Source organism: Anoxybacillus sp. J5B_2022 (genome assembly GCF_026847645.1).
In the GTDB taxonomy this organism is placed as follows: domain Bacteria; phylum Bacillota; class Bacilli; order Bacillales; family Anoxybacillaceae; genus Anoxybacteroides.
Map to the genome: position 1 here is coordinate 1 of NZ_JAPSMC010000083.1, position 10,372 is coordinate 10,372.

At 42.9% G+C, this 10,372-nt stretch carries 10 protein-coding genes and 1 pseudogene; 8 read left to right on the forward strand and 3 right to left on the reverse strand.

Annotated features, from left to right (window positions below; all coding sequences use genetic code 11):
* Nucleotides 1-58: 58 nt before the first annotated feature.
* The 5 genes and pseudogenes from M4I42_RS15475 to M4I42_RS15495 form a co-directional block, all read left to right on the forward strand.
* On the forward strand, nt 59-589 hold the full coding sequence (locus M4I42_RS15475) for a hypothetical protein (protein WP_268852973.1): 531 nt from the start codon (nt 59-61) through the stop codon (nt 587-589).
* Nucleotides 590-607: 18 nt separating this feature from the next.
* Nucleotides 608-2,098 carry a flotillin family protein gene (locus M4I42_RS15480; protein ID WP_268852974.1) on the forward strand — a complete coding sequence of 497 codons (1,491 nt, stop codon included), beginning with the start codon at nt 608-610 and terminating at the stop codon, nt 2,096-2,098.
* A gap of 128 nt (nt 2,099-2,226) precedes the next feature.
* Nucleotides 2,227-3,153, forward strand: a complete 927-nt coding sequence (locus M4I42_RS15485) for a diacylglycerol kinase (protein ID WP_268852975.1) — start codon at nt 2,227-2,229, stop codon at nt 3,151-3,153.
* An 82-nt stretch (nt 3,154-3,235) separates the two neighbouring features.
* Nucleotides 3,236-4,624, forward strand: coding sequence for a 23S rRNA (uracil(1939)-C(5))-methyltransferase RlmD (rlmD, locus tag M4I42_RS15490; protein ID WP_268852976.1), 1,389 nt, complete (start codon nt 3,236-3,238; stop codon nt 4,622-4,624).
* 30 nt (nt 4,625-4,654) lie between these two features.
* Nucleotides 4,655-5,134 (forward strand): annotated as a pseudogene (locus tag M4I42_RS15495) (GyrI-like domain-containing protein); the annotation flags it as partial.
* Nucleotides 5,135-5,600: 466 nt separating this feature from the next.
* Here M4I42_RS15495 and M4I42_RS15500 read toward each other — a convergent pair.
* The 3 genes from M4I42_RS15500 to M4I42_RS15510 form a co-directional block, all read right to left on the reverse strand.
* Nucleotides 5,601-7,046: a HAMP domain-containing sensor histidine kinase gene (locus M4I42_RS15500; RefSeq protein WP_268852981.1), complete on the reverse strand. Its 1,446-nt coding sequence runs from the start codon at nt 7,044-7,046 to the stop codon at nt 5,601-5,603.
* Entirely contained in the window at nt 7,030-7,719 is a 690-nt protein-coding gene (locus M4I42_RS15505; RefSeq protein ID WP_268852977.1) for a response regulator transcription factor, read from the reverse strand. Before M4I42_RS15505 ends, M4I42_RS15500 begins: the two co-directional genes overlap by 17 nt.
* A 130-nt stretch (nt 7,720-7,849) precedes the next feature.
* Complete coding sequence (locus tag M4I42_RS15510; protein WP_268852978.1) at nt 7,850-8,596, reverse strand: hypothetical protein; 747 nt, start codon at nt 8,594-8,596, stop codon at nt 7,850-7,852.
* Between the two features lie 215 nt (nt 8,597-8,811).
* On the opposite strand from M4I42_RS15510, the gene M4I42_RS15515 reads away from it, so the two are divergent.
* From M4I42_RS15515 to M4I42_RS15525, 3 genes are all read left to right on the forward strand, one after another.
* Entirely contained in the window at nt 8,812-9,132 is a 321-nt protein-coding gene (locus tag M4I42_RS15515; protein WP_275125069.1) for a PadR family transcriptional regulator, read from the forward strand.
* Nucleotides 9,125-9,697 carry a GlsB/YeaQ/YmgE family stress response membrane protein gene (locus tag M4I42_RS15520; RefSeq protein WP_268852979.1) on the forward strand — a complete coding sequence of 191 codons (573 nt, stop codon included), beginning with the start codon at nt 9,125-9,127 and terminating at the stop codon, nt 9,695-9,697. Before M4I42_RS15515 ends, M4I42_RS15520 begins: the two co-directional genes overlap by 8 nt.
* A gap of 19 nt (nt 9,698-9,716) precedes the next feature.
* Nucleotides 9,717-10,372, forward strand: a 656-nt coding sequence (locus M4I42_RS15525) for a class I SAM-dependent methyltransferase (protein ID WP_268852980.1), incomplete at its 3' end; no start/stop codon positions are given.

Below are 10,372 nucleotides of genomic sequence, written 5' to 3' on the forward strand. Positions count from 1 at the left end.
ACATTTTTTGCGACCGTTCGTAATTACATAATGACCCGGGCAGAAAGGAAGTGAGGAGATGTTCGGATATCCGATCGAAACGGTTTATTTATTTGTGCTCATCATCAGTGGCAGTTTGACGTTTCTTTATATTTTATTAAGCGACATATTGGATGGGATATTGGATGTGCCGGACCATCCTTTATTTAGCCCGCAGCTCATTTTATCGTTTTTCACGGTGTTCAGCGCCGCGGGATATTTATTTGAAAAATATACTAACATGTTGTCAAGCGTTATCGGCGTTGTGAGCGCGGGTATTTCGCTCATTGCCGTCTTGCTTTTGCACTTTTTCGTCTTTATTCCGCTCCGTTCCGCCGAAGCATCGCTTCATTATACCGAAGCGGATTTGGAAGGGAGTTTAGCGAAAGTGATCGTCCCTGTTCCGGCGGATGGGTTTGGCGAAATTTTGATCGAGCGTACAAGCGGGGCGGTTTCCAAGCCGGCGAAAAGCTTGAAAAACGATGAAATTGCGACAGGAACAGAAGTAGTCATTATCAAAATGGAAAACGGCGTCGCCACTGTGGCGAAGCACGATCCATATCATATTTAATGAAAGGGGAAATAAGGCATGATGCCGATGTTAATCGTCGTTGGGGTCGTCGTCTTATTGCTTCTCGGGCTGATTGCGGTATTTATGTTGCGCTACCGCACCGTCGGTCCAGATGAAGCGCTTATCGTGACGGGAAGCTATCTCGGCAGTAAAAATGTGCATGTCGATGAATCTGGAAACAAAATTAAAATCGTCCGCGGCGGCGGAACGTTTGTTTTGCCGATTTTCCAACAGGCGGAACCGCTCAGCTTATTGTCGATTAAGCTGGACGTGCAAACGCCAGAAGTGTACACGGAACAAGGCGTTCCGGTCATGGCGGACGGTGTCGCGATCATTAAAGTCGGCAGCTCGATCGGCGAAATTGCGACAGCGGCCGAGCAGTTTTTAGGGAAATCGCGCCAAGATATGGAAAATGAAGCGAAAGAAGTGCTAGAAGGGCATCTTCGTTCGATTCTCGGCTCGATGACGGTTGAAGAAATTTATAAAAACCGCGACAAGTTTTCGCAAGAAGTGCAGCGTGTCGCTTCACACGATTTGGCGAAAATGGGGCTTGTCATCGTGTCGTTTACGATTAAAGACGTGCGCGACAAAAATGGCTATTTAGATGCGCTCGGAAAACCGCGCATCGCTCAAGTGAAGCGCGATGCCGATATCGCGACAGCGGAAGCGGAAAAAGAAACGCGCATTAAGCGAGCCGAAGCCGACAAAGAAGCGCGGAAAGCGGAATTAGAGCGCTTGACGGAAATTGCTGAGGCGGAAAAAATCAACCAATTGAAGCTCGCCGAATTCCGCCGCGAACAAGATATCGCGAAAGCGCGCGCCGACCAAGCATATCATTTAGAAGAAGCGAAAGCGAAACAAGAAGTTACCGAGCAACAAATGCAAATTAAAATTATCGAGCGGCAAAAGCAAATTGAATTGGAAGAAAAAGAAATTTTGCGCCGCGAGCGCCAATACGACTCCGAAGTGAAGAAGAAAGCAGATGCCGACCGTTATGCCGTCGAGCAAGCAGCAGCTGCGGCAAAGGTGAAACAAATTGCCGAAGCGGATGCGCAAAAATATCGAATCGAAGCAATGGCGAAAGCGGAAGCGGAAAAAATCCGGATGGACGGATTGGCGAAAGCGGAAGCGGAAAAGGCAAAAGGGGAAGCGGAAGCAGAAGTTATCCGCCTAAAAGGGTTGGCCGAAGCGGAAGCGAAGCAAAAAATCGCCGAAGCGTTCGAACGATACGGCCAAGCGGCAGTTCTCGACATGATTTTAAAAATGCTTCCTGAATATGCGAAGCAAGTCGCTAGCCCGCTTGCCAATATTGAGAAAATTACGGTTGTCGATACCGGCTCGAATAGCCCTAACGGTGGCGCCAACCGCATCACAGGCTATGCGACAAACTTAATGGCGACATTGCAAGAATCGCTCAAAGCATCGTCTGGCATTGACGTCAAAGAACTTTTAGAAAACTTATCTGGAAAAGGGATACACGCACCGTCGCAAACGGTGGAAAAAGAGTAATCCTAGAGGGACTGGCGGAGCGCCAGTCTTTTCATCTTTTGGAGCGAAATCATTGCAACGAAACAATGATTCCGGTATTATGTTAAATAGTGGAATCGATTGAAAACATAAATTAGGATGATGGGGCTATGAAACGAGCAAGAATTATTTATAATCCAACGTCAGGACGAGAACTGTTTAAGAAGCATTTGCCAGATGTGCTCATTCAGCTTGAGCAGGCGGGATATGAAACGTCTTGCCATGCGACAACGGGGGCAGGTGATGCGACAGAGGCAGCGAGAAAGGCAGTGGAACGCCGGTTTGATTTAGTCGTTGCCGCCGGAGGAGACGGAACGATTCATGAAGTTGTCAATGGCATTGCTAACCAAGAATATCGCCCGAAATTAGGCATTATTCCGGTCGGCACGACGAACGATTTTGCGCGGGCGATTGGCGTACCGCGGACGATTGAAGGGGCGTGTGAAGTCATTACGACAGGAGAAGCAGTGCCGATTGATATCGGCTGTGTGATGAACGAAGGGAAGACGCGCTATTTTATTAACATTGCTGGCGGCGGGCGTCTGACGGAATTGACGTATGAAGTGCCAAGTAAACTAAAAACGATGCTCGGACAACTTGCGTACTATTTAAAAGGAATAGAAATGTTACCGTCCATTAAAGCGACCGAAGCGCGAATTGAGTATGACGGGAAAGTGTACGAAGGCGAAATTATGCTATTTTTAGTGTCGCTCACGAATTCCGTCGGCGGATTTGAAAAATTAGCTCCCGATTCGTCGCTAAATGACGGGATGTTTGATTTAATCATTTTAAAGAAAACGAACTTAGCCGAATTTATTCGCATCGTGACGCTTGCCTCAAGAGGAGAGCATATTAACGACCCAAATTTAATTTACACAAAAGCAAATCGCATTAAAGTAACTGCTCCGAACAATATGCAGCTTAATTTAGATGGCGAATACGGGGGCTTGTTGCCAGGGGAGTTTGTCAATTTATACCGCCATTTAGAAGTATTTGTTCCAAAAGAAAAAGCGGAACAAATGAGAGCAGGATATTGAGGTTGTCCTGTTCTCTTTTTGTGTTCCTGCCAATCGTGTGGTACAATCAATCCAGTATTTTGAGGAAAGGGAAGTAGGAGTAATGGCAAACGTAGAAATTCCAGTAGCGAAAAACGACTATTATGACGTGACGTTTGAAGATTTGACGCACGATGGTGCCGGGGTGGCAAAAATCGATGGCTTTCCGATTTTTGTTGCGAACGGGCTGCCGGGAGAAAAGGCGAAAATTAAAGTCATTAAAGTGAAAAAAGGCTATGGCTACGGCCGTTTAATTGAATTATATGAGCCAAGCGCAGATCGCGTAGAGGCACCATGCACCGTTTATAAGCAGTGCGGGGGCTGCCAGCTGCAACACCTTAGCTATGAAGGGCAATTGAAAGCGAAACATAAGCAGGTAAAAGAAGTATTGGCGCGTATCGGGAAAATTGAAGATGTCACCGTTCATCCCGTTCTTGGGATGAGCGATCCATGGCGATATCGAAACAAAGCGCAAGTGCCCGTCGGTGAGCGTGAAGGCGGGCTTGTCGCAGGTTTTTACAAAGAACGAAGCCATGACATTATCGACATGGAATCTTGTCTGATTCAACAAGCAATGAACGATATCGTCGTGCAAACGGTCAAACAAATTTGCGAACAATACAACATCCCAGCCTACAACGAACAAACGCATAGAGGCGTCCTTCGGCATATTATGGCGCGCTATGGGGCAACGACGAAAGAAGTCATGGTCGTTTTGATTACGCGTACCGAGGAGTTGCCGCATAAAAAGAAAGTCGTTGAGGAGATTGTAAAACGTATACCGAACGTGAAGTCGATTGTGCAAAATATAAACCCGAAGCGGACAAACGTCATTATGGGGGAACGTACGCACGTGCTTTGGGGCTCTGAATATATTTATGATTATATCGGCGACATTCAGTTTGCGATTTCTGCCCGTTCGTTTTATCAAGTAAACCCGGAACAAACGAAAGTGTTATACGAAAAAGCGTTGGAATATGCGGAGTTGACAGGCAGAGAAACGGTCATTGACGCCTACTGTGGCATTGGAACGATTTCGCTCTTTTTAGCAAAAAACGCAAAAAAAGTATACGGGGTCGAAATCGTTCCCGAAGCGATTGAAGACGCAAAGAGAAACGCTGCACTAAACGGCATCACCAATGTAGAGTTTGCGGTTGGGGAGGCGGAAGCGGTTATTCCGAAATGGTACGAGCAGGGGATAAACGCCGATTGCATCGTCGTCGATCCGCCGCGCAAAGGCTGCGACGAAACGTTATTACAGACGATGATCGCCATGAAACCGAAGCGCATCGTCTACGTCTCGTGCAACCCAGCCACCCTCGCCCGCGACTTGCGCATGTTAGAAGACGGCGGCTACCAAACGCTCGAAGTCCAGCCGGTCGACATGTTCCCACATACCGTGCATGTCGAATGCGTCGCGAAATTAGAGCTTAGTTGTGTAAACACCAAATAAACTCGTTCCACTTGAAAAATAACCGTTCATAAGGGAGATACGGAAATGGAGTACAGAATTGAGCATCTTGATTTTGAATTAAGGATTGTAGGGAAGAGGAAACCGGTAAAAACGAGTAAAGCTTTTAAAGAAGTTCCTACCCTTTGGAATAATGCAAAAAAAGATGGATTTATGGAAGCACTGATTCATATGTCGTGGGAAAATCCTAAATGTACATTAGAAAGCCTTCTGGGCATTTGTGGGAAAGAGGCTACCATGAAAGATGAGCAGTTTGATTATTTTATGGGGGTAAGATATGAGGGAGAGGCTCCGGACGATATGGAAACTCTCGTTATTCCGCCAAGTTCATGGGCAGTTTTCCCGAATGTTGTAGATGCGTGGAAACGATTGTACTCCGAATGGCTCCTAACTTCTGGTTATGAACTTGCTGATTTACCGTGTATTGAGTGTTATTATGATCCGAAACACACGCCAAAAAATGAGTTATGGGTTCCTATTATTCCAAAATAATTTACAATGTATGTGTCTGGTTTTCGTGAGGATAGTTTCTTATGGGGGATTTATGCCATCAAAATAAGTTTTGCAACACGTTCTACCGCTTAAGCAAGATAAATCCGATAAAGGGATGAATATAATGATGCAAATCATTGGGATGTTACTCGGGCTCGTTGGGTTGGTCAGTGCAGCATTCGCCTATTATCACATGGAAAAATTAAAAAAGTAGCGTTTGCTAAATGTTTTGCACAGTTTATGTTCATGGAAAAACAAGAGAACTATTTAAGTTTCTGTTTTGAAAATTTAGGAAAGGGAATCTCCCTTTCCTTTTTATTGGTAATTGCTTCGATTGGCAAGCCGCTTGTTACGGTTTGTTTTTCTACCGATCGATATCCTAAAGCTTTTGCACAACGGTACATTTTTCGGGATGGAACTCCGTACTTTACAGGACAATAGGATTTTCCTTGCTCTTTTTCTGATATTATCGGTTAATCAGCATGTCTGCTCCGGTTTCCATAGCATCATGAGGTATAGTTTTCTTTGGCAAAATGATAGAAAATGTTGTGCCGTTAGGAGAAGTGTCTTTTAAGAATAAATCTCCCCCTAGTGCACGAGCCAGCATTTGACTTAATGGCAATCCAAGACCTAACCCTCTTATTCGCTCTTTTTTCTCTTTCCCTCTGTAAAAGCGTTCAAAAATACGCTCCACCTCTTCCTTTGGAATACCTGAACCTTCATCTTTTACGTCAATGTGGACATACTCTTTATCTAGTACTGTAACCGAAATAGTTCCCTTTCCATTCATTGCGTGTCTTGCGTTGTCCCAAAGGTTAAAAAAGATTTGTTGAAGACGAGCCGAATCGAATTCACAGAAAAGTTTCGACGAAGAGGGCTGAAGGTCGACCGTTATTTCTGGATACAAAATTTCATATTCATGTACAGCCTCTCGAAGCCATTCATTAATATCCATAATTTTAGTCGACATTAGGATTTTCCCCGTTGTAAAGGAATTGAAATCGAGTAAATCATTGACCATTTGTTTCATTCGCTCCGCTTCCTTTAAGGTGATGTCAATGAATTCTTTTGCCTCTTCTCCTTCCACCACCCCATCTTTAACCGCCTGAATCAATCCACTCATGGAAGCAACAGGTGTTTTTAATTCATGTGTAACTCCAGCAAGCAATTCTAATCTTAGATTTTCTAATTGGTTCAGACGGCTCGCCATCTCTTGAAAGGAATGGACAAGCTCAAACAATTCTCTTTCATGTATATCTTGTGGAAGTTTCACTTCATAGTTTCCTTCGGATATTTTTTTCGCTCCATCTGACACTAATTGAATAGGACGAACTAACCGCTTCGTTAAAAAATAAATAACTCCCCATCCTAAAAGACCTAAACTACCTAATAAAACAAATAGCGGTACGAGGTCATTTCTTAAAGTTAAAAGAGTTCCCTTTGGTTGGGCAACAACGACCCATCCTACCACTTGTCCGTTTCGGTTAATCGGTTCTTTTACGATAAAATGGGTGCGGTTAAGCAGTTCTAGATTGTTTTCGTTTTCTTTGTCGAGAAAGGATTTCGGTATTTTCATTTTCTCAAGTAATGGGCTTTTTGGGAGTGTGGCAATAATTTTTCCATTTCGATTAGTAATAATCATTCGTACCCTCTGCCCCATTTCGATAAATTTCCGTCTTTTTTCAAAAATATCCCCAATCGTAAAATCAAAACTTATATTGGTGTTCCCGCCCTCTAGCCTTTCCGCTGTTTCTTCGGCAATGTATTGCAAAATTTCTATTCGATTTTGCAAAGCATGATAACGCATCCAAAAAATTAAAAGAAGACCGATGAGGATAAGCCCGATGCACAGTGTGAAAACATATCGTTTTGTCCAATATTGAATAATTGTCGGTTTATGTTGTTCTTCCATAGACACAGAATTGATACCCCAATCCGCGTAAAGTTTTAATTTCCCCTTCATTTGGAGGCCATTTCATCAAAGCTTTTCGAAGACGTTTAATGGCCAAATCTACCGCTCTGTCACTACCGTCATAATCGATTCCCCAAATGTACTCAATAAGTTGATCGCGTGTAAAAGTTTGATTTGGATGCTTTGCCAAAAAAACAAGCACTGCCAAATCTCTTGGAGTCAGCTTCACTGGTTCGCCTTGCAAAAAAACGTCATGCGATTTCATATTGATTTTTAATGACCCGAACACTTTTTCGTCCTCGTGCATAATAAATATAGGGCGTTTTAACACCGCCTTTACACGAGCAACGACTTCTTGGGCCGCAAATGGCTTAGTAATATAATCATCAGCCCCATATTGAAAGCCGTCTAACCGGTAATTCAAATCGCTAAGCGCTGTCAGCATAATAATAGGACAAGCGCTTTTTTCTCTTATATATTTTAACACTTCCCAGCCATCTTTTTTCGGAAGCATCACATCTAGTATAACTAAATTCGGGTTTTTTTGTTGAAACTGTTCGATAGCGTTTTCCCCATCATAAGCTATGACTGTATCAAACCCTTCTTTTTCGAGATACGCTTTTAATACACGAGCAATTGCGATTTCATCTTCAACTATGAGTATTTTCTTCATCGTATTCCCCCTGCCCTTCCGTGGTACGACATTAATTATATAATGAAAAGAGGCATCCTATAAGAACCTGTCCCTCGCTAGGGTGTTTCCTTAGGATTGCCCCTTGTTTTGTTGTAGTTTTGACTCATCGCTAATTATTCGTAATCTTTCCTTTTGGTAAAATAATCCCCAATTTTTCAAGCTTCGCTTTCAAGGTATCGGATATTTCTTTTTTAATTTCATTAATTTTTTTTCCTTCTGTATTAATGCCTAATTCTTTCGCTTCGTTGATGAGTTGCTGCTCATGAATGAGCCGATGAAGTTCATGAATGCTTTTTCCTTCGGTATCAACGCCAAGCTGCTTTGCTTTTTCGATGATGAATGCGTCACGCACTTCTTTGGCGATTCCACGCATCGTTTTTCCGCTTGTCTCAATGCCATATTCGTCTGCTTTTTTGTAAAGCTTTGCTTTCTTTACTTCTTGGCGAATTTCTTCCATTGATTTTCCATCCGTTCGAATTCCGTATTTTTCGGCTTCTTGCATCAGTTTCGTTCTTTTTACTTCTTTTAAAACTTCTTTGCTTGTTTTTCCTTCGGTATCAATGCCAAGCTGCTTTGCCTCGTCTAATAAACGCGCTTCACGGTATTCCTTCCAGACCTCATTTAATGTTTTTCCTTCTGTTTGAAGGTCGTACGTTTCAATGCCTTTAAGCAGCGAGTCAATCGTTTTCCCTTTCAGAAAACAATGATGGTGTGTCAATCGTTTTCCATGTTCCTCTTTGAATGTTTCCATTTGCGTGGAATGTTGGTTTCCTTCTTTTGCAAATGTTGGAACACTCATCCCTCCACCTAAAGCTAAAGCACCTGCGAGCACCATTGTGAAAATTTTTTTGTTCATCGTACTCCTCCTTCGATTATTGGTTACATTTCAAAGTGTACCCATTCAATATGTCAGTAAGATGTCAAACAAAAAATTTTTTATTGTTTGGATTATTTTTTCACGGGTGTTGCTTAATCAACTACTCTATGTTACTATATAGTAGTACTCAATATTATTGAATACCAACGTTATTGAGTACGTAGGAGGTGTTTTTTTTGGATAATCTAAGCGAAATGCTGAAAGGGATTTTGGAAGGTATCGTACTAGAGATTATAAGTCGTGGCGAAATATACGGCTATGAGATTACGAAAAAGCTGCACGCCTTAGGTTTCCAAGGGATTGCGGAAGCGACGGTATATGCATTGTTGTTGCGGCTAGAAAAAAATAAGCTTGTCCACATTACGAAAAAACCGTCAGACATGGGGCCGCCAAGAAAGTTTTATACGCTAAACGAGCGAGGATTTGAGGAATTAGCAGCTTTTTGGGCAAAGTGGGATTTTTTAAGCGAGCGTATTCATCTGTTACGAACGAATGGAGGAGAAAACAATGTTTAGCCATGAAATGAAAGAAAAAATCAAGCAATTTGCGAAAGAGCAAGCGCCATATTATTTAGAAGAAGCAGAGATGACGTATATGGAAAAGTTACGTCGAAGAACGGGAGAAACGAAAAGTAAATTGATGGCGAAGCTCGCGAAATTCAAAAGTCGCTCCGAGACAGCGATGGAAGCAGAAAACGATATGATTCTCTACATGAGCGACTATATGAAAGATTTAATGGAACAAGGGCTATCGGAACAAGAAGCATTTGAACGGGCGAAAGAAGAATTAAAGTTTCGGAGCGAGACGACAAAGTCAGCCGATTTACAAGAGCGGATTGTTGCGCACTATCACCATATGGACATTGCCGATTACGAAGCCGTTGGGTTATTTTACGGAGCGTTTGTTTTCTTAGGAATTTCGATTGGTGCGCTGGTTGGCTTTATCGGCAGCGGTGGCTGGGAGATGTTTTTATCTGGCGGATGGATTCGCACGCTTATTGGCGCAATTGTCGGCTTTTTGATCGGAACGGGATTAGGGCTTTTGAGCAACGCCATCATTGTGTTAAAGCGAAAAAAGTAGTTCGTGGGGGGAAGGCCATATGATGAGAAACGCGAGAAAAAACAAAGACCTCGGCATTTATGGCTTAGCGGCAAAATGGTATGATCGCAACTCGCGAAAAAGCCGGCTTGCGGAAATGAAAGCATATGCGGATGAAGTGGCAAAGCATGTGACGGAAGGGGCTCACATATTAGAAGTCGCCCCTGGCCCAGGCTATTTGTCCATTGAACTGGCCAAAAGAGGATTTCACGTTACCGCTGTCGATATAAGTCCTGATTTTGTGGAAATCGCCAAACATAACGCAAAAGAAGCGAATGTTTTTGTAGACTTTATGGAAGGAAATGCGTCCGACTTGCTTTTTGAAAATCATCGTTTTGATTTTGTTGTTTGCACGGCAGCTTTTAAAAATTTCAAAGAGCCTGTAAAAGCGTTGTGTGAAATGTATCGCGTCCTGAAAGAAGGGGGAACGGCTCTCATTATAGACATGAACCGTGAGGCGACCGATGAAGAGATTGAGCATGAAGTAAGCAAAATGAAAGGATTTGACAAGTATTTCGTCAAATTTTCATTTAAAACTTTTTTAAAACAGGGCGCTTACACAAAGGAAGAGTTTGAAGCATTCATCAAACAAACCCCGTTTCAGCAGCACAAGATAAGAAAAAACGGGATTGGATTATATGTGTATCTTCATAAATA

Bases quoted from the DNA above. Each gene is read 5' to 3' on its own strand.
- M4I42_RS15475 (WP_268852973.1), top strand. From the start codon at position 59: ATGTTCGGATATCCGATCGAAACGGTTTATTTATTTGTGCTCATCATC.
- M4I42_RS15520 (WP_268852979.1), top strand. From the start codon at position 9,125: ATGTTTAGCCATGAAATGAAAGAAAAAATCAAGCAATTTGCGAAAGAG.
- M4I42_RS15505 (WP_268852977.1), bottom strand. From the start codon at position 7,719: ATGAAGAAAATACTCATAGTTGAAGATGAAATCGCAATTGCTCGTGTA.
- rlmD (WP_268852976.1), top strand. From the start codon at position 3,236: ATGGCAAACGTAGAAATTCCAGTAGCGAAAAACGACTATTATGACGTG.
- M4I42_RS15500 (WP_268852981.1), bottom strand. From the start codon at position 7,046: ATGGAAGAACAACATAAACCGACAATTATTCAATATTGGACAAAACGA.
- M4I42_RS15515 (WP_275125069.1), top strand. From the start codon at position 8,812: ATGCTGAAAGGGATTTTGGAAGGTATCGTACTAGAGATTATAAGTCGT.
- M4I42_RS15510 (WP_268852978.1), bottom strand. From the start codon at position 8,596: ATGAACAAAAAAATTTTCACAATGGTGCTCGCAGGTGCTTTAGCTTTA.
- M4I42_RS15480 (WP_268852974.1), top strand. From the start codon at position 608: ATGATGCCGATGTTAATCGTCGTTGGGGTCGTCGTCTTATTGCTTCTC.
- M4I42_RS15485 (WP_268852975.1), top strand. From the start codon at position 2,227: ATGAAACGAGCAAGAATTATTTATAATCCAACGTCAGGACGAGAACTG.